Annotated in this window: 24 protein-coding genes; 22 read left to right on the forward strand and 2 right to left on the reverse strand. The window is 50.9% G+C overall.

All coding sequences use genetic code 11. The features are described 5' to 3' along the window. The 13 genes from Q1K24_RS01390 to Q1K24_RS01450 form a co-directional block, all read left to right on the forward strand. On the forward strand, positions 1-2,808 hold a 2,808-nt coding region (locus tag Q1K24_RS01390), incomplete at its 5' end, for a LamG domain-containing protein (protein WP_300364870.1). Further along, on the forward strand, positions 2,805-3,446 hold the full coding sequence (locus Q1K24_RS01395) for a type II secretion system protein (protein WP_300364872.1): 642 nt from the start codon (positions 2,805-2,807) through the stop codon (positions 3,444-3,446). The genes Q1K24_RS01390 and Q1K24_RS01395, both read left to right, overlap by 4 nt. Then, positions 3,443-4,381, forward strand: coding sequence for a type II secretion system protein (locus tag Q1K24_RS01400; RefSeq protein WP_300364874.1), 939 nt, complete (start codon positions 3,443-3,445; stop codon positions 4,379-4,381). Before Q1K24_RS01395 ends, Q1K24_RS01400 begins: the two co-directional genes overlap by 4 nt. Continuing rightward, the gene (locus Q1K24_RS01405; RefSeq protein WP_300364876.1) at positions 4,381-4,878 is read left to right on the forward strand and encodes a hypothetical protein; all 498 of its coding nucleotides are present in this window, start codon (positions 4,381-4,383) and stop codon (positions 4,876-4,878) included. The genes Q1K24_RS01400 and Q1K24_RS01405 overlap by 1 nt, the downstream gene beginning before the upstream one ends. Positions 4,879-4,886: 8 nt before the next feature. Next, the gene (locus Q1K24_RS01410; protein ID WP_300364878.1) at positions 4,887-5,357 is read left to right on the forward strand and encodes a Tfp pilus assembly protein FimT/FimU; all 471 of its coding nucleotides are present in this window, start codon (positions 4,887-4,889) and stop codon (positions 5,355-5,357) included. A gap of 20 nt (positions 5,358-5,377) precedes the next feature. Beyond that, on the forward strand, positions 5,378-6,862 hold the full coding sequence (locus Q1K24_RS01415) for an OmpH family outer membrane protein (protein ID WP_300364880.1): 1,485 nt from the start codon (positions 5,378-5,380) through the stop codon (positions 6,860-6,862). Continuing rightward, entirely contained in the window at positions 6,859-7,479 is a 621-nt protein-coding gene (locus Q1K24_RS01420) for a hypothetical protein (protein ID WP_300364882.1), read from the forward strand. Before Q1K24_RS01415 ends, Q1K24_RS01420 begins: the two co-directional genes overlap by 4 nt. Continuing rightward, entirely contained in the window at positions 7,476-7,886 is a 411-nt protein-coding gene (locus tag Q1K24_RS01425; protein ID WP_300364884.1) for a hypothetical protein, read from the forward strand. The genes Q1K24_RS01420 and Q1K24_RS01425 overlap by 4 nt, the downstream gene beginning before the upstream one ends. Next, entirely contained in the window at positions 7,883-9,424 is a 1,542-nt protein-coding gene (locus tag Q1K24_RS01430; protein ID WP_300364886.1) for a pilus (MSHA type) biogenesis protein MshL, read from the forward strand. Before Q1K24_RS01425 ends, Q1K24_RS01430 begins: the two co-directional genes overlap by 4 nt. Further along, a complete protein-coding gene (locus Q1K24_RS01435; RefSeq protein WP_300364888.1) occupies positions 9,425-10,225 on the forward strand; it encodes an ATP-binding protein in 801 nt (266 codons plus the stop codon). Then, the gene (locus tag Q1K24_RS01440) at positions 10,218-11,009 is read left to right on the forward strand and encodes a hypothetical protein (protein WP_300364890.1); all 792 of its coding nucleotides are present in this window, start codon (positions 10,218-10,220) and stop codon (positions 11,007-11,009) included. Before Q1K24_RS01435 ends, Q1K24_RS01440 begins: the two co-directional genes overlap by 8 nt. A 55-nt stretch (positions 11,010-11,064) precedes the next feature. Continuing rightward, a complete protein-coding gene (locus Q1K24_RS01445; RefSeq protein ID WP_300364892.1) occupies positions 11,065-12,735 on the forward strand; it encodes a GspE/PulE family protein in 1,671 nt (556 codons plus the stop codon). Between the two features lie 5 nt (positions 12,736-12,740). Further along, positions 12,741-13,982 carry a type II secretion system F family protein gene (locus Q1K24_RS01450; RefSeq protein ID WP_300364894.1) on the forward strand — a complete coding sequence of 414 codons (1,242 nt, stop codon included), beginning with the start codon at positions 12,741-12,743 and terminating at the stop codon, positions 13,980-13,982. Between the two features lie 176 nt (positions 13,983-14,158). On the opposite strand, the gene Q1K24_RS01455 is transcribed toward Q1K24_RS01450, so the two are convergent. Continuing rightward, entirely contained in the window at positions 14,159-14,656 is a 498-nt protein-coding gene (locus tag Q1K24_RS01455) for a type II secretion system protein (protein ID WP_300364896.1), read from the reverse strand. After that, positions 14,631-15,110, reverse strand: a complete 480-nt coding sequence (locus Q1K24_RS01460; protein WP_300364898.1) for a prepilin-type N-terminal cleavage/methylation domain-containing protein — start codon at positions 15,108-15,110, stop codon at positions 14,631-14,633. Before Q1K24_RS01460 ends, Q1K24_RS01455 begins: the two co-directional genes overlap by 26 nt. Before the next feature lie 224 nt (positions 15,111-15,334). On the opposite strand from Q1K24_RS01460, the gene rpmE reads away from it, so the two are divergent. The 9 genes from rpmE (at position 15,335) to Q1K24_RS01505 (ending at position 23,893) form a co-directional block, all read left to right on the forward strand. After that, on the forward strand, positions 15,335-15,538 hold the full coding sequence (gene rpmE, locus Q1K24_RS01465; protein WP_300364900.1) for a 50S ribosomal protein L31: 204 nt from the start codon (positions 15,335-15,337) through the stop codon (positions 15,536-15,538). Next, positions 15,539-16,363: a 16S rRNA (cytidine(1402)-2'-O)-methyltransferase gene (rsmI, locus tag Q1K24_RS01470; RefSeq protein WP_300364982.1), complete on the forward strand. Its 825-nt coding sequence runs from the start codon at positions 15,539-15,541 to the stop codon at positions 16,361-16,363. Between the two features lie 99 nt (positions 16,364-16,462). Then, positions 16,463-17,146: a 23S rRNA (guanosine(2251)-2'-O)-methyltransferase RlmB gene (gene rlmB, locus Q1K24_RS01475; protein WP_300364902.1), complete on the forward strand. Its 684-nt coding sequence runs from the start codon at positions 16,463-16,465 to the stop codon at positions 17,144-17,146. Continuing rightward, positions 17,139-18,008 (forward strand): hypothetical protein, encoded by an 870-nt coding sequence (locus Q1K24_RS01480; RefSeq protein WP_300364904.1) that lies wholly within the window; start codon positions 17,139-17,141, stop codon positions 18,006-18,008. Before rlmB ends, Q1K24_RS01480 begins: the two co-directional genes overlap by 8 nt. After that, positions 18,002-18,823, forward strand: coding sequence for a hypothetical protein (locus Q1K24_RS01485; RefSeq protein ID WP_300364905.1), 822 nt, complete (start codon positions 18,002-18,004; stop codon positions 18,821-18,823). The genes Q1K24_RS01480 and Q1K24_RS01485 overlap by 7 nt, the downstream gene beginning before the upstream one ends. Positions 18,824-18,848: 25 nt before the next feature. Next, a complete protein-coding gene (locus Q1K24_RS01490) occupies positions 18,849-20,063 on the forward strand; it encodes an LL-diaminopimelate aminotransferase (protein WP_300364907.1) in 1,215 nt (404 codons plus the stop codon). Between the two features lie 88 nt (positions 20,064-20,151). Then, positions 20,152-21,414, forward strand: a complete 1,263-nt coding sequence (locus Q1K24_RS01495) for a homoserine dehydrogenase (RefSeq protein ID WP_300364909.1) — start codon at positions 20,152-20,154, stop codon at positions 21,412-21,414. Positions 21,415-21,500: 86 nt separating this feature from the next. Then, entirely contained in the window at positions 21,501-23,570 is a 2,070-nt protein-coding gene (locus Q1K24_RS01500; protein ID WP_300364911.1) for a molybdopterin-dependent oxidoreductase, read from the forward strand. Continuing rightward, positions 23,567-23,893, forward strand: coding sequence for a YraN family protein (locus Q1K24_RS01505; protein WP_300364913.1), 327 nt, complete (start codon positions 23,567-23,569; stop codon positions 23,891-23,893). Before Q1K24_RS01500 ends, Q1K24_RS01505 begins: the two co-directional genes overlap by 4 nt. Positions 23,894-23,974 lie beyond the last annotated feature (81 nt).

Consider the following 23,974-nt stretch of genomic DNA (forward strand, 5'->3'; position numbering starts at 1 on the left):
AACAAGAGAAAACATATCTACCTCTATGATCGTAACGGGACCCTGCTGGAGCATGTTCAAAAATCCTATACTATCGATCTTGTCGAAAGCGACAACGATGTCTTCATTGGCGGTGTCAAATATAGCAGGGGCAACAAAAAATATTCATTCGATGGTTGGCTCGACAAAGTGATGGTGTTTAGAAAAGTTTTGCAGCAGGGGGATATCGAAGATATTCTCAGGAACCAACTCCACGGGAAATATTACGATAGCCTGCCAATGGCGGTATGCCCGATATGCCCGGTTGCCGATTATCGGATGGATGTATGCGGTTTCAGCGGTTATCAGGGAGAGGTCGAAGACAGCAGTGGATACGAGCATAACGGAACGGCGCTTAACGGTGTCTCGACCGCCTCGGGAGCACTCTGTATGTCGGCGGCGCTGGATGGCGTGGATGACATGATCAAAGTGCCCGATTCTGATAAACTGGATGGAACGCGTCAACTGACAATAACGCTCTGGATGAATCCGGTAGAGCTGAGACAGACCAACGGAAGCAATGCCCGGGGCGTCATTTCCAAACGCAGAAGTGCTGGAAGCAATGAGTCGTACGGCATTTTTTTCTGGAATGGTCACCAGATGGCCGACGATGACGGAGACGGTGAATACGACAGGGCGAGACTCTACATCGATATCGATGGCAATAATGACCGTTTTGCTACACAGGCTTTTATTCAACGTGGAAAGTGGACCCATCTGGCCGTTGTCTATGATGGGTTCTCGCCGCCAAACGAGCGTGTAAAAGTCTATATTGACGGCCGGTTTGACAAAGCGGCGAGAGAGGGGAGCGATATCCTGGCGAACTACGCGTCGGATCTCTACATCGGCGATCTTCACTATCCCAATCAAAACAAAGTGTTCAAGGGGCTTCTCGATGAAGTCAAAATTGTTGATTATGCATTGACGCATGAAGAGATTCTGCGCATCTACGAGAATGAGCGCACCCATCACTCCTACGATGGAACATACAGAAACTGCCCGGACTGCAGCAATCCCGTAGTGGAGCAGTACCGTTTCGATGCCTGGGATACCGGGCGATCGATTGACGATCGGAACATTTCGACCAAACTCGTGAACGAACCGTTTTCTCTCCAGGTGGCATCGCTCAATGAAACCAATGACGGACTTGAAAATTTCGATGGAACAATCTGCATTCGTCTGAAAGACGACCGGGATACCCCACTGACGCCATGGAACACACTCCATTGGCAGGATCGAAACAGTACGGATCTTCTCTTCACTATCGACCATGCGGTTGGTGGTGCCCGGTCGGTTTTGGCCGATTTGCACTGGAAACAGGATGTCAATGAAAGCTGCCCGCTTCAACAGGAGGAGAATGCATCGACATCCAGTGACGCATTTTCCGTCCGCCCTCTCAAAATCGTATTTGTACAACCCGGAGAGGATGCGAATTTGACATCGGAACACCCCTATCAGTTTCCAAACGGTATCGAAGCGCTCGATACCCATGGCAATGTTGCCAGAGAGTACAACACGACACTCTCTCTCATCTATCGGCTCAAGATGAAGAACGGTGAAACCAACACTTCTCTGGCCGGCACTCTGAATCAGTCGCTCTCCTCCTTTGCCGACGGCATAGCCGACTACAATCTCAGTTTCGACGATGTGGCGATCGTCTCGCTGGAACTCAACGATACCCAATGGACGGCTATCGATGCGGACGACACCCCCGAGTCGAACCGGACAATCTATGGCGTACTCGATGTCCGGTTCATACCCCACCATTTCAATGTAACTTTTTCGTCGACCCCCGTGATGGAGGACAACGATACGGCCAACGGTTTCACCTATCTCTCGAATGATTTGACGATGAGTGCCTGGCTGCGCGGATTGAATATCGATGTTTCGGCACGGGGAGAAAACGATGGGGTGATGATGAACTTCAGCAATCCCATGGATCGTCTCTTTGCCGACCCTGTCGATATCGCACCGCTTTTGCAACTGCCCGATCGGCACTCCGCTCCCAATATCATGGGTGAACCACAGCCGCAGACAGGTGTCGATCTCGGTTTCGTTTCGGGCAACGCGGTTCTGACCTATTCGGATGTGGCTTTCAATTACGCTCGGCTCTACGATTCGCCGATCGATCCGTTTGCGGTACTGGGAAGCGAAGGGAATATCACGGTTGCGGTACAGGATTCGATTTTTCCCGGGGTCGTCGGCAATCTGTTGTCAAATTTCTCCGGCGGTGCACTCTTTTATTATGGCAGGCTGCGTGCGGAAGATATCCGAACGACCGAACCGAGTGTCGAGAACATTGTCGATTTCGAAGTATTCGACAGATACACGCCTGCCTATGTTGCGGGTTTCCGTCAGAATTCGCTCTACTGGTATCGTAACGAAAAGCATCGCAGTCGGATGAATGGTCACATCATCGAGGCCAACGCCACGGCGGATGTGCAGCTCGGCAGTGCGGCGGATGCGAATATGGTCATGCAATACGAGAGATTCGGCAGCGGCACGCTGACAATGGAGATCAATACGACGGAAAACGTTGCGAAAACCCGTGTGATCCATCTGAATATCGATCCGTGGCTCTGGTATGTTCCGAAAGGGTTTGGCGGCGATTATGCGTACACACCCGGTAGCGACTGTATGGTTCATCCCTGTTTCAACTATCGGTTCGATCGTCCGGGAGGCGGCCGACGGGTACAAAGTGGAGATTTCAACGGGTCCGATTTCGATGCCGGATCTCTCGATACAAACGTGACCTATCGACGTAAACACGGAGTCAAGGTTTTCCGATGAGGCGGGGAGTGACTCTGATCGAGTTGATTATCACGATGGTCATCGTGGGACTGGTCTTTATGGTCGTACCGAAAATTGTATTTGTGACCAACAAGAGTTTCGAAACGATCGTCAAAGAGGATGCACTCTACAATGCGATGGCGCTGATGGGTATCGTCATCCATCTGCCGTGGGACGAGGAGAATACGAAAATGGACCAAATTCTGAGTGTCTCCTCGGGCCATAGTTCCTACACATGCGATACGACTACCGGTTTCTACCGGATCGGAGGCTTCAAAGGGTCGCGCAACTGCATCGACAACAGTGTTGTACCGATGAATGCTTCGTCAGCGCCGGGGCGTGAAGATGCCTTTTTCAACGATATCGACGACTATGACGGGTACCGTGTCGAGACGGCGACACCGGCGGGGGCGAAATATCGGCTGGACGTGGGCGTGCGCTATCTGGCCGATCCCGCTCCGGGGAACAGTGTGGATCTTTCGGTGCTCTCTCCCGCATCCGGATCCACGAATGTCAAGGAGATCAATGTCACCGTATCCAATGCACCCGGCAGAAAAAAAGCCCCCTTCTCCACATCGATCTTCTACCATTCGGTCAATATCGGACAGGTCTATGTCAATAAAAGGGCATGGCGGTGAAACGGGCGTTCACGCTGATCGAGATCATTATGGTCATCGTCATTACCGGCATTCTGGCTCTCGGCACCTTCAAAGCGTTGAACGCCCTCTATATTCGAAGCGTCAAAGCGCAGGCCGTGACCGAGCTCTCTCTCGATTCGCAGGTCGTGCTCGATCAGTTGAGTATGCTGCTCTACAGCCGGGTACCGGCATCGGTCATCGGCTACGACACTGCCGATGCAACCTTCCAGCCTCTCGGAGAGCTTGCGGTGCCCAAACCGGTATTGGAGTGGCTCGGTGTGGCGGAGGAGTCTCTTGTCCGCCGGGACTACAGCGGTTTTATCGATATGAATGCCAGTGACACTCTTTCCAATACGCTGATCTCACCAAACAGCAACGGTTTGAAAGTCAATGCGACAGAAGCGTTGAAATTTGCTCTATCGAGTGATATGTTTGCCAACGATTCGATCCGCCTTGTGTTTGCGGGAACATTCGATACGGGCATATCGGGGCACCTCGATTTTCCAAATACGTTTGGCTGGCATGGCGGGGGAGCCGGTGAAATTTTTGCCATCGGCATGGATGCCGACGGAAATATCACACTCCAGGGCTCTCCGAGTTTTGTATACGAAAAATATTATCTCGTCGATACGGCCTACGGCGTGGCCCGGGGCGGGGAGATCGACAAAAATGCCCAGTGTATTCGTGATCTCGGTTTGAACCTGGATAACGATACGCTGCTTCTCTTTTACGACTATCGTCCGTGGAGAGCGGAAACCTTCTGTGCCGATCCCAATGGAAGCGGACAGTCCGGACGGGTTACCGTACTGGGGCGGAATGTGACAGGATTTCGTGCCGAACTGGTCAATTACACGATCCGTCTCAGTATCGATATGGTGCGCCCGATCCGCGGTTCCACTCCTGTGCATATCTCCAAGCAGAAGGTGGTGTTTTGATGATGGAACATGCTCCTTGTAAACCGTTGTTGTTTCGACTTCTTCCATCCCGAATGCGGTCCGCATTCGGGATCTGGCAGGCGATCATCATCATTCTGATCGTCGGAGGGATCATGGCCGTCGCGATGCGCTATGCCAGAATCGGAACCGTCCATACCGCCGACAGCTATATTCGGGAACAGGCGGAACTCTTTTTGCAAAGTGCTGTCGAGATCGCGATGCTGCAGATCAGCGGTCATGACAGAAGCAGCGGCTGCCTTGACCATCTGCAGGTGATGTCGCGGGATGGCAAATTTGTCGCCGACATCAATATTACACACTATTATCTGATGCAGGGAAGCGGCGATCTTGCCCGATGCGGATCGCTCGGCTATCCCATCGGTACCGAAGAGTCGCACGGCATGGTCATGATGGAAACGGTCGTGACAACCAATCCGGACCATCCCAAAGTTGTCCATCCGGTCAGACTCGTACGAAGGAGCCTTCAACGACCATGAAGATCCATGTGAGATATTTGCGGGCCTTTACATTGATCGAATTGATTTTCGTCATTCTGCTCATCGGTATTCTCGGGGCAGTGGGAACTTCGCTCTACCGGCCGCAGCATCTTCTTAACGACGCGAAATTCATACGGGCCAAAATCATGAAAACACGTTATGAGGCGGTCGGTTACGATCAACGAAATTTCGACGGCACATTTCGCGGAGACAATATCGGGTGTATAACAGTCGACAGAGCCGGAATCGAAGGAAATATTGCAAAAGCGGGTGCGTACCGGTTGCATAAACATACACAGATACGCTTGGCAGGAATGTCAGGGAACGTTATTTGCTTTGATGTGAGCGGCAGGCCTCACGATGGCGATTTCAGCCTCGTTTCACTCCTGCATGATGCGGCCGATATTAATGTAACTGACGGAAAACGGAGTTACAGTCTGAAACTCTATCCGCTGAGCGGGTATGTGACGATCGATTAAATGATAAAAACGGAAAAGGGATGGGAAAACACGCGGTCTTTATTTGTTCGGATGAGGAGAAGAGTCTTCTCCGATTCGATGGCAACCAATTTGTAGCGGCAGAATCGAGGCATGCAAAAAAAGGATATTGCGGTACGGTATTGCCGGTCGATCTGGTTCATTCGCATACCTTCAAAATTCCTTTGGGCACAAGCGAAGAGAAGCTTGCAACGATCGTAGAGATCACGATGTTCGAAGAGGGAGGACTCGATCTCGAGAAAGAGTACGCCATTGCATTCATCAAATATCCCCTCGATTTTGAATCCTCCTGGCTGGTCGAAGCATTTGCCGTGGAGCATGACCATCTTCATCAACGGTATGATCCTGCTCTGCGGGTTACCGGACATATCGATCTGCTGGCGATCCCCTACCTGATCTACGAAGCACTCTATCTGTTCGATAAAGCGGACAGCAGTGCCGTCGAACTCTTTCTCTATCTCGGGGATGAAACCTCGTATGCAGTGCTTTGCAAAGAGGGACGTTATATCACACACCGAAGACTTCCTTCGCTTGAATCGATTGCACTCAAGGCGGAGGTCAGTGTCGAAGCACTGAAAGACGCACTTCGAAAACGGGGATTGGAGAAAGAGAAATATGGAGCGGACGAAACACTTCTGATCGAGACGATAGAGGCATCCTTTACCGGTATTGTCGAACGTGTTTCACAGGCGGTCAACCATAAACGCGGTATCTTCGGAATAGGGAAGGTGGATACACTTCTGATCGACTTCGAGCAGCAGACAATTCCGGGCCTGTGGGAGATTTTCGACGGATACGGTTTTGAAACGAGCCGCAAGGGTACACTCAGCTGTTGCGAAACACTTGAGCCCTCCATGCAGCATAAAGGTATCGAGGCACTCTATATTTTTGCGGCTTCCGAGGGAAAAATCGAAGCACCGAATCTGACCATTTTCGAAAAACGTCCCGCTTTTTTCCAGACACATACCGGACGTTTTATCACGGTTGTTTCCGCCGCGGTATTGCTTACGGCAGGTATGGGAATTTTCAACGAGATCAAATTTGAAACGCTGCAGGCAAGGATAACCAATCTTCAGAAACAGCTCGACACCCTGAAACAGAAGTCGAAATATTTCAGCCAGAAACTGAAAGAGGAGAGGGATCTTCGGGATAAAACGGCAAAAAAACTGGAAGAGAGAGAGCTGGAGCTGATGGCATTTGACGAAGCGGCGGATACGATGATGCTGATCAAGGCTTCCAAAGCGAAGCGGCAGGCGATGATGCGTGATGTGGACAGGGCACTGGAGAAGTATCATCTTTCGGCGACCTCGATGGAGCAGAATGGTTCGAAAACGATGCGGGTGGATATTTTGACGAGCTATGCCAAACGTGACAGGATCGCGAAATTCATGAAGGAGTTGGTCGACAAGGGATACAGCAGTGTCGGGACACGGGCGATCCGACTCGATGAAGATGTCTACCAAAGCGGTGTGGAGATCGTACGATGAGTCTTCTTCGCGATACGGAAAATCAGTTCGAATCCTTTTCTCCGATCAAGCGATTGGCCGTGACAGTGGGTGCTGCCGTCATGATCGTGGCGATGGGGTGGTATCTGTGGATCGATCCGCTCAATGAAGAGATCGAGGCATCGTCGATCCGTTGTGATCAGATTCAACAGCAGATTGCACGTGTCAATCTGAGGCGTATCAGTACGAAACTCGAACAGGTCAAACGGGAACGGCTGAAACTGCAGGAGGATCTCCGTGAGGCGGAAGCCGCCAAGCGGTATCTGCAGAGTCGTGCCAGACAGCTCGATTTTATCTGGTTTGAGCAGAAGAGTTTTCTCGACATGCTGGATCGTGTTTTGAAACGTTCGGTCGATCTGGGATTGCGAATCGATCTGATCGAAAGTGTTGAGATCAACGGAGAGGTGATGCCGCTCATCGAGAAAAAAAAGGCGGTCCATATCGAAGGAGAAGGGCGGTTCGCGGATATTGTGAAACTGATTCAGTTTATCGAAAGCTTCAATGCATTGCTCAAAGTCGAACACATGAAAATATGGCTTGCTGAAACGGGCGAAACGCTTTTCCGCATCGATCTTCTCAGCTATGGAGCGAAATTATGAGAAACTGTATGGCCATTGTCATATCGGTACTCTATACGACACTGCTTGCAGCTGCACCTGTCGATGTTGCATCCATTGCGAAAAAGTTTGAAAAACTTGGAGAGTGGCAGCTGCCGCAGACGCCGGACTATACCATATACGATCCGTTCAGGCGGGCCGAACCTCTGATCAGGCAGGCCAAAGCGGTGAAACGCAAACCGAAACCAATCACGCTGAGAATTACCGCGATTATGAACGACCGTGCTTTTGTCAATGGCAGATGGGTACGTTCCGGCGATAGAATCGGAGAGTACAAGGTCGTTGGAATACGGAGCCGCGGTATCGTGCTGAAGGCACATAACCGCACCCTTTTTCTGCCGATGAGAGAGAAAAAGAGATTATTGAAAGTCAAGGAACCAGAACAATGAAACGGATTATAGCCGCACTCGTTTTTTCGGCACTCATGCTTTATGGGTCGGTCGATTGTCAAAACAAACTCTTTTCATTTTCAACCAGCAGCCAGAATGGCAGAATCACGATACTTGACATTGTGCAGAATCTTGCCGACACCTGTGAATTCAGCGTCATGTTCACGGATGAAGAGGCAAAAAAAGTGGTACGCACACCGCTGACACTGGTCCATATCCGAGACTATACGCTGAACGAGATGTTTTCGTTCCTCTTTGACGAACACAATATGTTCTATCGGTACGATCCGCAGCGTCGCCTTCTCTCCATCTCCTACATCGAAACGAAATCGTTTCATATCGACTATGTCAATCTGAGTGAACTGAAAACCGAGTCGATCAAGTCGATCACGGTCGGGGCATCGAATAACAACAATGACAATTACGGGGCATACGGCGGCGGATACAATACGGGGAACGTGGGAGGTACGGGCTATAATAATGAAAATGGCGGCGACAATTCGGATTACACGACGATCAAAACGGTGACGGAGTTCAAATTCTGGGACAATTTCAAAGAGCAGATCGACGCGATTTTGCAGCGTGATGAAGACAGCCATACGATCAAAAGCAAATCGTTGATCAACAAAGAGGCCGGTATTGTCACGGTTACAGGCACGAAACGGCAAATCGAGCGGGTCGAGGAGTATATCGATCACGTGACGGGACGCCTGCACAAACAGATCATGCTCGAAGCGAGTCTCATCGAGTTGCGTTATGCCGACAAAAATACGACGGGCGTCGACTGGAGCCGTTTCGATCTGAAACTCCGCGGTCTGGCGCGTAAGGGGGGCGCCTTCCTTTTCCCCGATGGCTATAAACTCGGATATCAGTTTACGATGGATGGTCTCCTCAATTTTCTTCAGCACTATGGCGATGTCAACACGATCTCCAATCCGAAAGTGATGACACTCAACAACCAGCCTGCCGTTATCAATGTGGGTGACCAGGTCAACTACAAATACCAGACCGGAGCCATTACGACCACGACGACCGGCAATCCCGTCGGGACGAATACCTATACGATCGGTTCGGTCTTCGTCGGTCTGACACTCAATATCGTACCGGAAGTGACGGATGACGGCTTCATTATTCTCAAAATCAACCCTGTTTTCAGCGAACCGATTCAGCAAAACGAAGGGCTCGATTACAATATGCGGTCGGATGAAGGAGATTTTCTGCCCATCGATCCGACCGACCCGGGAAGCGATTCGACGATACGCCAGATGCCTCCGGATGTCAAAATCAAGCAGCTTACGTCGATCGTCAAAGTCAAAAACGGACACAAGGTTGTAATCGGAGGATTGATCAGTAAGCGTGTGATCCACTCCAATACCAAGGTGCCGCTTCTTGGAGACATTCCGCTTCTTGGGCGCGCATTCCACCATACAGGCACAGAGGTGCAGAAGATCGAACTGATCGTCGTCATCACACCGAAAATTGTCGACGGTACCGCCGTGCCATCTATCGATGAAGCGCTTCAGATGGGAGTGGACTAGATGCGTGATTTTCAAAAAGCATCCCGACTTTTTGAAGACCGGGTCGACCGGGACGACTATTTCGATGCAACCAGTGCCGAAATCTCGAAAACGACCCTTCTCTCTCTCGTCGACGAACCGGAGCGCAAACTTCTTTTTCTGCTCGGTGAGCCGGGTGTCGGGAAGACGAAGATGCTGCATACGCTCAAAGCGGCGCTGCGCGAGAAGGGCGATGAGCGTCTCGTCGTACATCTGAATGAACCCTTTTTCGATCCGCACCCTTTTTTGCAGAGGCTATTGAAAGAGAGTGGTCTCTCCAGGGAGGGAACACTCGACGAATTGAAAGAGCGGGCAATAGAACATTTCGGTCAACATGAACATTTGATCATGATCGACGAAGCGCAGCTGATGAGCGAACCGTCGCTGGAGTTTTTGAGGATTCTGGCCGATACGAAGTCGTTTCGTATTCTGCTTTCGATGCATAAGGCGGAGGGTGAGGAGATTTTGGCGAAACCGCACTTCAAATCACGAAGTCACAGGGTTGTCGAAATCGGGACACTCTCGGGCGGGGAGGTGGGTGAGTATATCCGTACCCTTCTTGCGAAGGAGGAGATGACGGGAGTCGCCGAGATGATCGATGCCAAGTCGATCAAACGTATCCACCGCTATACGGGAGGGAACTTTCGGCATATCAAGCGAATGATGCAGGTACTTTTCGAATTGATGGATCATGCCAAAGCCAACGGGATGCGGAAATTTTCCAGGCCCAATCCCTGTCTGCTCGATATGGCGGCGATCGATCTGGAGCTACTGGATGCATAATCGATTCGAAACGCTGCTGACTCGATGCAAAAAGCGTAAAAGAAAACTCGTGTTCAAACGCATTGCACTCTTGATAACCGCCCTGCTCGTGATCGGCGGCGGTGTGGTTTATATGGAGATTTCATCGGTTACTCCGGTTTCAATGGATGGTGTCTCTGCGAGGCCGGTATCCCGACCTGTTCCTGAACAGCCGATTTCGAAGCCGAAAACCGATATGAAGAGAGCCAAAAAAGGTGAAGAAACTGCAAAAAAAGAGGGAACGTTCGTCAAACAGGAACTGATTCTCCTCAACAAAGCGGAGAGAACGATGTCGGCGGGCGCCGAACGATCTTCAAAAAGACCTGAAAAGCTGAAACAGACTCAACAAAAAGAGAGATTGAAAACAGTTGCACCAAAACAAATGAAGTCGGCAAACGAGGAGACGATTCTCTTTTCGGAAAGGAGAAAGGATGCCGCCGAACCGCATATCAAACCGGTGATCGAAGTGAAAGATGTAACCGATCTCGATGCACTTGTCAGGCAGTTCGACAAATATCCGCGTTATGCGACGGCACTGAAGATTGCACAGATACACTATGAAAAGGGTGATTTTGAGAATGCTTCCCTCTGGGCACGCAAAGCCAATCTTCTCGACCGGGACGATGAAGAGGCATGGATCCTTTATGCGAAATCGGAGTATGCGTTGGGCAGAAAAGAGCGTGCATCGCGTATTTTGAGACTCTACCTCGACTACAAGGACTCTCCCAAAGCGAGAACGCTTCTTCTGACATGGAGTAAAGAGTGAATATGGCAATGGGGGCATTCGGAAAAATCGGAGTCGGTGCCGAGGAGGAAAAGAGATGATACGGCAGACAATACGTCTGGGAGATTTGCTGGTCGAGAAGGGATTGATTGCCGACGAGGAGCTGCACCATGCCCTCCGTATGCAGAAAGAGAGCAACTTTTCGAAAAAACTGGGCGAGATTCTGATCGACGAGGGGTTCGTGACCGAAAGAGAGATCGCCGAACAGTTGGCGGAGCAGCTCCATCTGGAGTTTATCGATCTCTACGGGGTGGAACTCGATTTCAAACTGCTTGGACGGTTTCCGATACAGGTACTGAAAAATGCGTGGGCCGTGCCATTCAAAGAGGATGAGGAATACATCTATGTCGCCACGGCGGATCCGTTGAATTACGATGCTCTGGAGATACTCGAGCGGTCGGTCGTCAGCAAACCTCTCAAACTCTATATGGCGATGAAAGGGGATATTTTCCACATCTTCCAACGCCTCGAAATCATCCACAACACCAAATCGATCGTCGAAGAGGTCAAGCGCGAGATCAAACAGCATGGAATCAAAAACGAGAGTGAAGAGAGTGCCGTTCTCAAGCTGATTCGGCTCATTATCCGCGATGCGGTCCTGCGCAATGCCAGTGATCTGCATATCGAACCGGACGATCACGATGTCTCGATTCGGGCACGTGTGGATGGTGTATTGCACGAAACGTTCATTTTTGATCTGGAAATCTATACCGCACTTGCATCACGTATCAAAATTCTTGGAAATCTCGATATATCGGAACGGCGCCGTTCGCAGGATGGCCGTTTTATGCTGATCATCGACGGCAAGGAGTATGATTTCAGACTTTCGACGACACCGACACTGCATGGCGAATCGATCGTTATGCGTATCCTGGACCAGCAGAAGGTTCTGCTCAAAATGTCGGAGCTCGGTTTCGAAGATGAAAATCTCAAGACGTTTCAGGACGTGATCCATCAGCCGTACGGTATCGTTCTTCTGACAGGTCCGACCGGAAGTGGTAAGACGACGACTCTCTATGCCGCCCTCAACGAGGTCAAAAGTATCGAAAACAAAGTGTTGACGATCGAAGACCCGGTGGAGTACCAGCTTCCGCTTATTCAACAGGTCCAAGTCAACGAAAAGATCGGCTTCACGTTCGCCGAAGCACTCAAGTCGTTTTTGCGTCAGGATCCCGATATCATCATGGTGGGTGAGATACGGGATTTCGAAACGCTCAATGCGGCTGCGCAGGCGTCGCTGACAGGCCATCTTGTCTTCTCCACTCTCCATACCAACGATGCACCGAGCGCCATCAGCCGCATGATGCAGATGGGACTGGAACCCTATCTGATCGCGGATGCCCTGATCGCGATCGTTGCACAGCGGCTCGTCAGGAAAATCTGTCCCTATTGCAAAAGTGAGATCAAACCGCATCACGACCTGATACAAAAGGTGGAGAAATGGCTGCCTCCGCATCCGACATTTTATAAAGGAGCGGGATGCCCCCAGTGCGAGATGACAGGATACATCGGCAGAACGCTTATCGTCGAAATTCTGCGGGTCGACGAAACGGTGGCCCAAAAAATATCGGAAGGGGCGACCAAGCTGGAGATCGCAAAGATCGCGAGTGAACAGAAGGTCTACAGTCCTATGATCGAAAATGGTATCGAGAAGGTGATGAAAGGGGTGACAACCCTTGAAGAGATACTGCGTGTGACACGGAGCTGACCGATATGCGTTACTTCCGAATCGACTACCGCAACGGAAAACGGCGTGACTCCATTGTGCTGGAAGCCTCGTCGAAAATCGATGCGATCAAACTTTTTCAGCAGCGGACGCTGGGAGTGATGCTTTCGGTGAAGGAGGTTTCCAAACCTCTCTCCATCGTCATGGAAAAATGGATCGAAACATTTCGTTCTCCGGTGAAAAACAGGCGGATCGCCCAGGAACCCTATATCGCGGCCCTTCGTCAGATTGCTGTTATGCTAGATGCGGGTATTCCGATCAACCAGGCGATCGAGGAGGCGGTACGTTCGACCGACGATGAGATGCTCCGGTCGATTCTGAAGAATGTTCTGGCCGATGTCGAGAGCGGTATCAGTCTCAGTGAAGCGGTCGAGCCGTATGGGAGACAGCTCGGAAATCTTTCGCTTTCGATGTTCCATCTCGGAGAGCAGACGGGTACACTCTCGGAATCGATTATCAAACTGGCGGATATTTTGGAACAGATTCAGGAAAACCGTCGCCAGCTGATTCGTGCGACCCGCTATCCGCTCTTCACCATCTTCGCCATGCTTGTCGCGTTCACTGTTGTCATTCTGATGGTTATCCCGCAGTTTCAGGAACTGTTTGCCGAGAGCGGGGCGGAACTTCCCTATCCGACACAGTTTCTGATATGGATAGAACATGCGCTTGTCTACTACGGTCCCTATATACTCGTTGGCGCATTTCTCATGGCTACGGGATTTTCCTATCTATACAAAAAATATGACCGTGTCCGCCTAAAAACCGATGAGTGGCTTCTGCGGGTCTACATCGTCGGCAAAGTCACACACTATGCGATGATCGGCCGCTTCGTCTATATCTTCAACGTTCTTCTCCATTCGGGTATTCCGATTACCGATGCACTCGATGCGGCTGTGGGTGTTGTGGACAATGCCTATATGCGGGAACGTCTCTCCGGTGTCAAACGGGCGATTGAAGAGGGACGGCCACTCTACAGCGGTTTCGAAGAGAGCAATATGTTCAAAAACATGATAACCCAGATGATCAAAGCCGGTGAACAGGGAGGGGCGTTGACGACGATGCTCGAAAAGGTTACCCGGTATTATCAGAACCGGTATCAATACATTGTCGACAATGTCGCTTCGATGATCGAACCGATTCTGATTGCCGCAATTGCCGGTTTTGTACTGGTTCTCGCACTTGGAATTTTTCTGCCGATGTGGAGCATGGCGGAAGCGATGGGTATGTAAAGAAGGGGATTTGTGAATCGTGTGAAATGAAAAATCCGATTGAGGAATCACGCTTCACGAAAAAAAGGAGTGTCAATGGAGAGTGAGATCGGAACGATCGCGATTGCCGTTTTCAGTGCGGTGATTCTCGCTTTTGGTTTCTGGATTATCAAAAAAATTACGGAAATGTAAATGGGCTATTCATTGTTTTCGACCAACCTGAATTCGCCTGTCGCACTCTCGTAGACCCAGTAGTCGTCAAAATCTGGCTTGCCCCGAAGCTGCCGTTTGACTCCATTGTTGGATGCCGGCCCCCTGTAGTGCCCGCTACTCTCCCGTACCCATTTGACATTGGAACCGTTTTTCAGAATACGGTCGAGCGGTGTCGTGTCGCCGGAACCGAGTCGCAGAGGGTATCCGCTGCTGGCATTGAAGTCGGAAGGATCGGAAGGATCGATATCCTTGCCGCATCGAAAATTCCCTTCGTTGATGATCCATTCGCCGTGGCATGCATCGATGGCGGTTTGGACTGAGGCAGCTGTTGAGAGTTCGGAAGTGACTTTTGCGTTGTCACGCATTCCGGAAAATTTCGGAATAGCGACGGCACTCAACACCCCTATCAAAAGAATGACGAAGATCAGCTCGATAAGGGTGAAGCCGCGCATCGGTTTATTGCAGATCGATCGTAACGGCATAGGTGCCGTTGAACGTACCGGTGTTGCCCGTTACCAGTCGGCGCAGTTTTTGATATTTGAGATTGTTGGCATCGTTGACAACCGTAATCTCGGCGTAAAGCTGGGCGGGGGTGGTTCCGTTGTTGATCGTGATCGTCGCGTTCAGATCGTTTTTGGACGGATTGTTGTACTGCCATGCCGAGTAGCCGGTACTGTTGTAGTTGCTGTTGACAGTCCAGTAGGGTGAACCGCGCACTTCGAAAATATCGGTAATGTTGGCTTCCGAACCATTCAAATCCTCGAGGTTGAGGTAGGCAGGCGGAACGGACGAGATGGCATCCTGAACCACTTTGAAGACGTTCGTCACTTCGGCATTGTCTTTCATTCCCTTGTATTTCGGCAGTGCCACACCGGCCAAAATACCGATGATGATGATCACGAAGATCAATTCAATAAGCGTAAATCCTTTTCGCATTGTGAACTCCTGTAAAAATTGTCCTGTTAACAACCATATCGTCCATTGGACGGAAAAGATTATATGTGGAAACGCGCGATCGATACGGTGTGGACTTATACAGATGTTTGCATTTTTTTTCTAATTCAAGTATAATTGCATCCCTCCCCCTATGTAGCAGCGGTTCCGCAAATTTCCGGACCGCTGTTGTATGTGACGCCAAATCAATACACAAGGAAACAGTTATGAAAAAAGGGATCCATCCAGAGTATGTCGAATGCCACGTAAGTTGTGCATGCGGAAACAGTTTTACCGTACTCTCCAACAAGCCGGAAATGCGCATCGATATCTGCAATGCATGCCATCCGTTCTTTACAGGTTCTGAAAAGATCGTCGACGCGACAGGACGTGTCGAGAAATTTAAAAACAAATACAAACTGGGCAAATAACTGCTTACACTCCTTCCAACCCCGATCGGCAACATCGAAGACATATCGTTTCGTGCGCTGCGGGTTTTGGAAGAGGCGGAGATTCTTCTCTGCGAAGATACGCGTATCGCCAAAAAACTTCTTCATCTTCTTGTCGAACGCCACGGGCTTCGGCACCATATCCGAACATTCATTTCACTCCACAGTCACAACGAATCCGAAACACTGCAGTCGTTTGATCCATCTTTTTTCGATCGGAATGTCGTCTACATGAGCGATGCGGGCATGCCGTGTATCAGCGATCCGGGTGCGTTGCTGGTCGCCTATTGCCAGGAGCATGGTATCGACTACACCGTTTTGCCGGGCCCTTCGGCTTTTTCCACGGCCTATGCGGCCAGCGGCTTTCTCTCGCCGCATTTCATTTTTTACGGTTTTTTGCCGCACAAAGGGAAGGCACGCGAATATGCGTTACAGGCACTTCTGCACGAGCGTTTTCCCGTCATCCTCTATGAAGCGCCCCACCGTCTGCAAAGACTCCTCGACGAGCTGGAGCGCACCGTTCCCGACCGTCCCCTTTTCGCTGCCAAGGAGATCACGAAAAAACATGAACGTTTCTTCAAAGGAACGGCAGCCATGTTGAAGTCCGAAATCACCGGTCCGCTGCTCAAAGGTGAATGGGTTGTCATTCTCGAAGCGGCACCGTCGGCTGCCGGCGTGTCGGAGATCTCCGCCGACGATATCGAGAGACTCGATCTTCCACCGCGGCAAAAGGCGAAACTTCTCGCCAAGGCGACAGGGAAAAGTGTCAAAGAGTGTTATGAGATGCTTTTGAAAAGTGACGGGTAGGCGGAAAACCAAAATAGGAGGACCGTACCATTCCCGCCTATAGAGATGTTTGAGATGGGTTCTTACCACTTTTAATAATACTTTCGATAGAATCTATCCATGATAGTCTACGGCAAACAGATTTGCAGATTTCTGATTGATCGCCATCCGGAACTGATTGAACGGTTCATATTGGCCAAAGAGGTCGGTAAGAGAGAGTTTGCAACGATTCGACAAACCGGAAAACCGATTGAGCGTGTCGATGCCAAAAAAGCACAGGCTCTGGCCAGGGGCGGAAATCACCAGGGGTGGCTCTGTGAGATCAGACCCTATCGTTATGTCGATACCGGTCAACTGAAAGAGAGCGATTTTCTGGTGGTGTTGGCCGGATTGACCGATGTGGGCAATATCGGGGCGATCATTCGGACGGCGTATGCGTTGGGAGCCGATGGTGTGATTGTCAGCGGTATCAAACAGTTGCAGAGCGAAGCAGTCGTGCGTACAAGTGCAGGGGCGATGTTCGATCTTCCGGTTGCGGTTGTTCCGAATCTGTTGGATCTGCTCAACGAATTGAAACAGTGGGGGTATACACTGTATGGTGCCGGTATGGAGGGGGATTCCATCGAGGCGATCGAGATGGCTCCCAGGCGTGTACTGGTTCTTGGAAGCGAGGGAAGCGGCATCCCGAAACGGGCCATGGAAAAGGTCGACAGAGTTGTCACAATCGAAATGGCCAGGCCTTTCGACTCGTTGAATGTCAGTGCCGCAGCGGCGATACTAATCTACAGGATGAGAGATGTTTGAGACGATACTGGAAAAATATTCGATCGAGGTTGTAGTCAACCGGACCAAAATTTCAAGAAAAAACCTTGAAAAACTGAAAAACGGAAATTTCGAAGGCTTTACGCGGCCGCAGGCGTACGGATTCATCAGGATTTTGGAACGGGAATTCAACGAGAGTTTCGATGATCTGAAACGGGAAATGGATGCATGGTTTGAAGAGTTGCCATCCGAGATCTCCGAACCGATCTTCCAGCGGGAGGATCATCAGGAAGAGGGGAGCTCCAGAAAGTGGATCGTAGCGGGATTGGTCGCGATGGTTCTGCTGCTGGGGTTCTATCTTTTTCAGAAGGAGTTCGCATCTCCATCGCAGAAAGAAGCCGAGTCTCGGATCGCAGTGACGACGAAAAATATCACACCCGTCCAAAAGGCGGAAAAGCACGAAAGCGATCTCACACCCGAAGATCGGGGAGCTGCGATGGAAAAGAGTATCGCTTCTCCGGCCGAGTCGAATATGACACAGGAACCGGCAGCCAAGGCAGCGGAACAGGGGGTCGCCCAACCTGCCAAAGAAAAAGCGGAACCCGAGCCCTATGTGCCGCTTGAAGATGTGGCGTTGACACCGGTTATCAAACTTTGGTTCGGTATCATCGATCTCAAAACGAAAAAACGGCTTGCAAAAGTGTCGGATGCACCCTACGAAATCGAATCACGTGGGAAAAAACTGATCGTTACGGGTCATGGGCGTTTCGAGATCAGTGATGCATTTGGCAACCTTTTTAAATTCAACGATGCCAAAAAGCACTATTTTCTTATCGATGACGGTATGGTGAAAGAGATTGCAGAAAGTGAATTCAGGCGCCTGAACGGAGGAAAAGGTTGGTAAAAAAAGCATGTCTGATTCTACTGCTGGCTGTCGGGTTGTATGCCGACAGCCTGCTCGAGCGTGTCTCTTTGCTGATGGATCCGTCCGACTACGATTCCCACAAAAAACTGATCGCTCTCCTCTTTGAGGATGAAACGGCTTTCCGGGCCGGCCCGGATTACGATATGGTCAAAATCGCTACGGTACTTGAAGAGAACGGCTTGCTTCGTCTCTCTTTGGGAGAGAATGAAGAGATCGGCCTGATCTTCGAATACGAAGGTGAAAATCCTCTCTTTTTCATGAAATTGATTGCCGACACGTTGCGCAGTCTCGGACTCTCTTCGGTTTTGACAAAACGTGCATCGTTCGATGAAAACGGTTTTGTCTGGCGGGTCGGTTTCGTGTCAAGCAGTGTACCCGATCCGGTTCTGATTGCCGAGCGTCTCAAAAAACGAGATGCCAAAGTAGCAGATATCGAACGAATCGATGCCGCTCTCTGGCGCTATCGTGTCGATCTGAACGAAGCAGATATGAGTGCTCTGCCAATGGAAGCGGGAGATGTGAGAAAGATTGTTCGTCCGGTGCGGCCTGTCTGGATCGATGTTTCCCATATCAGAAAGTTGACGATTCGGGAATTGCCGGGAAGCCACTGGCATGCCGATGTCGTGGTTTATGATAAAATGCTGCATATTTTATCCATGCGACAGAACGATACGCGCACCCGTTTTATGCGGCTTCGGCTGCCTGGTGACGCCGCCTATGTGAAAATCAGTGATCGTTTTACACTGGAGAATCTTCGTAGCGGACTGAAACTGAACGCCCAGGGCGCGAGGTGACGGTTCCAAAAGGTAGACAAAAGCGATGTTTGACGAGATAGAATTTGAAAAGCTGAAGCGATTGCCGAAATATGTTTTTGCCGAAGTGAATGATCTCAAAATGGCTGCGAGACGCGCCGGTGAGGATGTCATCGACTTCAGTATGGGCAATCCCGACGGCCCGCCGTCTGAAAAAATTATCGAGAAGCTGATCGAATCGGCGAAAAAGCCGAAAACACACGGCTACTCGGCAAGCAAAGGCATCTACAAACTCCGCCTGGCGATCTGCAACTGGTACGAACGTCGATACGGCGTCGCACTCGATCCCGAAACCGAAGCGGTCGCGACGATGGGGAGCAAAGAGGGGTATGTCCACCTCGTTCAGGCGATCACGAATCCGGGTGATACGGCGGTCGTTCCCGATCCGACCTATCCGATCCACTCCTACGCTTTCATGCTGGCGGGTGGTGCGGTTCGCAAGATGGAGCTCGTTTTCAACGAACACTACGAAGTGGACGAAGATCTCTTCTTCATCAATCTCAGGAAAGCTCTGATAGAGTCGGTGCCGCGTCCCAAATATATCGTCGTCAACTTCCCCCACAATCCCAGTACAGCGACCGTGACCCCCGCTTTTTACGAGCGGCTGGTCGATATGGCGAAAAAGGAGCGTTTCTACATCATCAGTGACATCGCCTATGCGGATATCACGTTTGACGGATACAAAACCCCCTCGATACTCAGTGTGGAGGGTGCGAAAGATGTGGCAGTGGAGAGCTTCACACTCTCCAAAAGCTACAATATGGCGGGTTGGCGTGTCGGATTTATCGTGGGCAATCGCAAAATGGTGGGAGCGGTACAGAAGATAAAGAGCTGGCTCGACTACGGGATGTTCACGCCGATACAGGTCGCGGCAACGATCGCGCTCAACGAACTCGAATACGAGGTGCAAAATACGATCGAGAAATATCGCAAACGCCGCGATGTACTCATCGATGCTTTCGGCAAAGCGGGATGGGAGATCGAAAAACCGCAGGCGACCATGTTTGTCTGGGCCAAACTCCCGAAAGGGGCACTCCATCTGGGGAGCCTCGAATTTTCCAAAAAACTTCTGACCGAAGCGAAGGTGGCCGTCAGCCCCGGTATCGGTTTCGGTGAATATGGCGACCAGTACGTCCGCATCGCTCTGATAGAAAACGAAAAACGAATCAGGCAGGCGGCCCGGAACATCAAGAAGTACCTGAAAGAACTCAAATCCGAATAAATTTTCGACAAGAAGGGAACGAAGTGACCATCCATAAGTATTCACTATTCACCAGTCATTGTTCATTCCATGCGCAACGGAGTGGTGCATGATCCGGATAGGTATTATCGGAGTAGGAACGGTCGGGACGAGTGTCGCCGAAATTCTCGAATCCAATCGCGATATCATCTGCGCCAGAGCCGGGAAAGAGATTGTTGTCAAAAAGGGTGTCGTACGCGATCTGTCGCGTCAGCGCACCATCGATATTCCACTGACCGACAATGTCGACGACGTGCTTGACGATCCTGAGATCGACATCATTGTCGAGTTGATGGGTGGTGTCGAAGAACCCTACGCGGTCGTCAAAAAAGCGTTGCAAAACGGCAAGGCGGTCGTCACGGCGAACAAAGCCCTTCTGGCGTATCACCGTTATGAACTGCAGGAGGTCGCAGGGGAATTGCCTTTCGAGTTCGAAGCGAGTGTGGCGGGCGGTATTCCGATTATCAAGGCATTGCGCGAAGGATTGAGCGCCAACCATATCGAGTCGATCAAGGGGATCATCAACGGTACGGCCAACTATATACTGACCAAGATGATGAATGAAGGGGCTGATTTCACGCCGGTACTGAAAGAGGCACAGGCCCTGGGATATGCAGAAGCGGATCCTACGTTTGATATCGGAGGTTTCGATGCGGCACACAAACTGCTTATTCTCGCTTCGATCGCCTATGGCATCGAGACGAAACCGGAAGATATTCTGATCGAAGGGATCGAAAGTGTAACGCAGGATGATATCAGTTTTGCGAAAGAGTTCGGTTATACACTCAAACTGCTTGGCATTGCCAAAAAAGTCGGTGACTATGTGGAGCTTCGGGTACACCCTGCATTGGTTCCCCAGAGACAGATGATCGCCAAAGTCGACGGTGTTATGAATGGAATCAGTGTGATCGGCGACAAAGTGGGCGAAACGATGTACTATGGTCCTGGCGCAGGCGGCGACGCTACGGCGAGCGCCGTTATCAGTGATATTATCGCGATCGCACGCGGAGGAAAATCTTCGCCGATGCTCGGTTTCAAGCGCCCGCTCGAAAGCGGACTGGTACTACTCGAACGGGATGCCGTTGTCACCAAATACTATCTTCGTCTGAAAGTTGCCGACAGACCCGGTGTTCTGGCGAAAGTCTCCCAGGTGATGGGTGAGCAGAACATCTCGATCGAGACAATGCTTCAAAAGCCGGCTCGTGGGGATGCGGCGACGCTTCTGCTTTCTACTCACGCATGTAAAGAACGTGCGATGCAGGATGCCCTCAAAGATCTATTCAGGCTTGACAGTGTCAAAGAGAGGCCGGTAATGATACGGATAGAAGATTAGGGCCATCTCGAAAATTCCTGCATACTGCAACGGAGATGGATCCGGTCACAGAGTATTGAGCATCGTAACTCAGAAAGGGGAAAACCTTGCAGTTCAAAGAGATTGAAAGTGTCTGCACCTACTGCGGTGTCGGGTGTGACATCGTTGCACAGGTAAAGCAGAACCGTGTCCATAAAATCTATGCCGACAAAGATGGGTATGTGAGTCAGGGCAAACTCTGCATCAAAGGCAAATACGGTTTTGACTTTATCGACTCCGAAGCCAGAATACGTGAACCCCGTATCGCCAAACGTTTTTTGGAGAACAATCCCCATATCAAAGCCGAGATTGATTCGACTCTGAGGCCGCTCGACGAGCAGTGGTTCACGACCGATCTCGGCAGTGCTGTCAAGGCGGCGGCGATGAAGCTGAGCGAGATACGCGAAACCCACGGTGACGAGAGTTTCTGTGCGATCGGCGGGGCCCGGACGAGCTGCGAGAGTGCCTATCTGTTCCAGAAGTTTACACGCGATTCGATGAACTCCCCCCATGTCGACAACTGCGCACGCGTCTGCCACTCTCCCAGTCTCAAGGGGATGCGCGCCACGATTGGCGAAGGTGCCGCCACCAACCCGTACAACGATATCTATGAAACCGAATTCATTCTGATTATCGGATCCAATACGACCGAGGCGCATCCGATCGTCGCCAACCGCATCATCGATGCCGCACGTCTGCACGACAATGTCGCCGTGATCGACGTGCGCGACATCAAAATGATGAAGTATGCGAAGCACAAGGCGATCATTCCGCACGAAGCCAATCTGCTGGTGCTCAACATGATGGCGCGCGTTATCATCGAGGAGGAGCTGTACGACAGGAAATTCATCGAATCGCGGACGACGGGATTCGAGATGTACCGCGAAGCGATCATGAACGATCCCTATGCCGACCCGATCTTTTTCCGCTCCATTCCGGGGTACGAGCATCTGGCTACGAAGATACCGGTGATCGCGCGGGAGTATGCCCTGAAAAAGTCGATGATTTTCTGGGGTCTCGGTGTGACGGAACATCTCGACGGCAGTTACGCGGTCATGGCGATCACCCACCTGGCACTGCTGACGGGAAATATCGGCAAAACCGGCGCCGGCTTGATGCCCCTGCGCGGACAGAACAATGTGCAGGGTGCCTGCGACATGGGATGCCTGCCCTATTACGATCCCGACTATCAGACACCGAAAAAAGTCGGACTCATGACCCCACAACTCGTCGATGCGATGCTGGAAGGGAAGATCAAAGCACTGCTCAACATGGGAGAGGATATCGCGCATATCCATCCCAACCAGAACAAGATCGACAAAGCGTTGAAAACGCTCGACTTCATCATGGTACAGGAACTTTTCATGACCGAAATTGCCAAGCGGGCCGATATCGTCATCGGTGTCAAATCGGCCTATGAGAAAGAGGGAGTCTACGTCAACGCGATGCGGCGTCTGCATCTTTCACAACCGCTTGTGCAGAGCGATCTGCCGGATGATTGGGAAGTGATCAAGATGCTGGACAATGCGATGGGCGGAGACTACGATTACGAGAACAGCGAAGATGTCTGGAACGAAGTACGGGAAGTTGCGCACCGCCGTTTCAGCGGTGCGAGTTATCTGCGTTTGAAACGTCACCGCAAACGGGGATTGCAGTGGCCGGTCTATATCGAGGATACACCGGTTCTGCATCTTCTCGACTTCCGGACCGAGGATGGGCTCGGACGCTACCACTATCATCAGTACCAGCCCAGAGGAATGATCGCAGAGCTGATCGAAAAGGGTGCTGTGGAGCAAGGCTTCTACCTGACTACGGGCCGCACCCTTCCGCAATACAACAATGCGGCACAAACGAATCGAAGCGAAAAACTCAGCGGTCGTTATGGGGAAGATCTATTGCTCGCCAGCGAGGAAGACAAGAGTCGTTTTCCCGATACGGAGAGGGTTGTACTGAAGAGTGCATATGGTGAAAGTGCGCCGCTGCGCGTCAAATTCAGCGACAAAATCAGTCGGAATACTCTTTTCGTCACGTTTCACCATGCCGGGTCGAAGATCAATTCTCTCTTTGGCGATGCAAGCGACGAACTGATCCTGACGGCGGTGTTCAAATCGATCAAAGTCGGGGTATTGCCTGCTTGAGCCGCGTCAAAGGAGATGCCGCCGAGACGATTGCCTGTAACTTTTTGATACAGGAAGGGTGCCGCATTCTGGCACGAAATGTCTATTCAAGATTCGGCGAGATCGATATAGTTGCACAAAAAGGGGGAGTCATCCACTTTGTCGAAGTCAAAAGCGGTACGACGTATGAACCCATTTACAACATCACACCGGCCAAACTTGCCAAGCTTCAACGTTCGATTGATGTCTATCTCAAACAGCATCGCCCTGATTGTCCCTATCAGCTCGACGCCCTGATTGTCAAGGGGCACAGGTGTGAGTGGGTACAGAATATTACGATGTGACAGAAAGCTCTCTTTGTAACCGCCCGGGGGTCTCTTCGCGACGACTTCCGGGGATAAATATTTTACGAAATGGGTTAATGT

It is taken from the genome of Hydrogenimonas sp. (assembly GCF_029932565.1).
Classification (GTDB): Bacteria; Campylobacterota; Campylobacteria; order Campylobacterales; family Hydrogenimonadaceae; genus Hydrogenimonas.

Coding starts and splice junctions, on each gene's coding strand:
- Q1K24_RS01415 (WP_300364880.1), top strand. CDS start 5,378: ATGGGAAAACACGCGGTCTTTATTTGTTCGGATGAGGAGAAGAGTCTT.
- Q1K24_RS01395 (WP_300364872.1), top strand. CDS start 2,805: ATGAGGCGGGGAGTGACTCTGATCGAGTTGATTATCACGATGGTCATC.
- Q1K24_RS01455 (WP_300364896.1), bottom strand. CDS start 14,656: ATGCCGTTACGATCGATCTGCAATAAACCGATGCGCGGCTTCACCCTT.
- Q1K24_RS01420 (WP_300364882.1), top strand. CDS start 6,859: ATGAGTCTTCTTCGCGATACGGAAAATCAGTTCGAATCCTTTTCTCCG.
- Q1K24_RS01405 (WP_300364876.1), top strand. CDS start 4,381: ATGATGGAACATGCTCCTTGTAAACCGTTGTTGTTTCGACTTCTTCCA.
- Q1K24_RS01490 (WP_300364907.1), top strand. CDS start 18,849: ATGTTTGACGAGATAGAATTTGAAAAGCTGAAGCGATTGCCGAAATAT.
- Q1K24_RS01440 (WP_300364890.1), top strand. CDS start 10,218: ATGCATAATCGATTCGAAACGCTGCTGACTCGATGCAAAAAGCGTAAA.
- rpmE (WP_300364900.1), top strand. CDS start 15,335: ATGAAAAAAGGGATCCATCCAGAGTATGTCGAATGCCACGTAAGTTGT.
- Q1K24_RS01430 (WP_300364886.1), top strand. CDS start 7,883: ATGAAACGGATTATAGCCGCACTCGTTTTTTCGGCACTCATGCTTTAT.
- Q1K24_RS01445 (WP_300364892.1), top strand. CDS start 11,065: ATGATACGGCAGACAATACGTCTGGGAGATTTGCTGGTCGAGAAGGGA.
- Q1K24_RS01460 (WP_300364898.1), bottom strand. CDS start 15,110: ATGCGAAAAGGATTTACGCTTATTGAATTGATCTTCGTGATCATCATC.
- rlmB (WP_300364902.1), top strand. CDS start 16,463: ATGATAGTCTACGGCAAACAGATTTGCAGATTTCTGATTGATCGCCAT.
- Q1K24_RS01495 (WP_300364909.1), top strand. CDS start 20,152: ATGATCCGGATAGGTATTATCGGAGTAGGAACGGTCGGGACGAGTGTC.
- Q1K24_RS01480 (WP_300364904.1), top strand. CDS start 17,139: ATGTTTGAGACGATACTGGAAAAATATTCGATCGAGGTTGTAGTCAAC.
- Q1K24_RS01425 (WP_300364884.1), top strand. CDS start 7,476: ATGAGAAACTGTATGGCCATTGTCATATCGGTACTCTATACGACACTG.
- Q1K24_RS01435 (WP_300364888.1), top strand. CDS start 9,425: ATGCGTGATTTTCAAAAAGCATCCCGACTTTTTGAAGACCGGGTCGAC.
- Q1K24_RS01450 (WP_300364894.1), top strand. CDS start 12,741: ATGCGTTACTTCCGAATCGACTACCGCAACGGAAAACGGCGTGACTCC.